This window comes from Kineosporia mesophila, assembly GCF_021129235.1.
GTDB lineage: Bacteria > Actinomycetota > Actinomycetes > Actinomycetales > Kineosporiaceae > Kineosporia > Kineosporia mesophila.
Map to the genome: position 1 here is coordinate 1 of NZ_JAJOMA010000058.1, position 603 is coordinate 603.

The 603-nt window shown below is 67.3% G+C and carries 1 protein-coding gene; it reads left to right on the forward strand.

Features of this window, described 5'->3' with window-relative positions; translation table 11 throughout:
* The coding region (locus LR393_RS34785; RefSeq protein WP_231489484.1) for an ISAs1 family transposase at positions 1-603 on the forward strand (603 nt) is incomplete at both ends.

Genomic DNA, 603 nt, shown 5'->3' on the forward strand with positions numbered 1-603 from the left:
CCGGCTGGCCGGGATCGTCGCGGCCGCGATGTGCGCGGTGCTGGCCGGGTCACGCTCGTTCGCCGCGATCGCCCAGTGGGCAGCCGACCTCGACGCCGCTGACCTGCAACGACTGGGCCTGACCCGGGCGAAGAGCCCAGATGCCAGCACCTTCCGCCGGACGTTGTCGCGCCTGGACGCGGCCGTGCTGGACGCGTTGGTCAACGCCTACCTATGGACCAGGACCAGCGTCCAGGACGGGCGGCGGGTCATCGCGATCGACGGGAAAGCCCTGCGGGGTGCCCGCACCGCAACTCAGGCCGCCCCGCACCTGGTCGCAGCTCTGGACCACGCCACCGGTGTCATCGTGGGACAGTTGGCCACCGCGGCCAAGAGCAACGAGATCCCCGCCGTGAGAGACCTGCTCAAAACCTTCGATCTGACCGGGGTCGTGGTCACCGTGGATGCCATGCACACCCAGACCGACACCGTCGAGGCCATCGTCGGTGACGGCGGCGACTACGTGTTTACGGTCAAGGCGAATCAGCCGACTCTGTATGCCGCCTGTAAATCATTGCCCTGGAGGATGATCCGACGCTACATCAGTATCCAGAAGGGCCACGG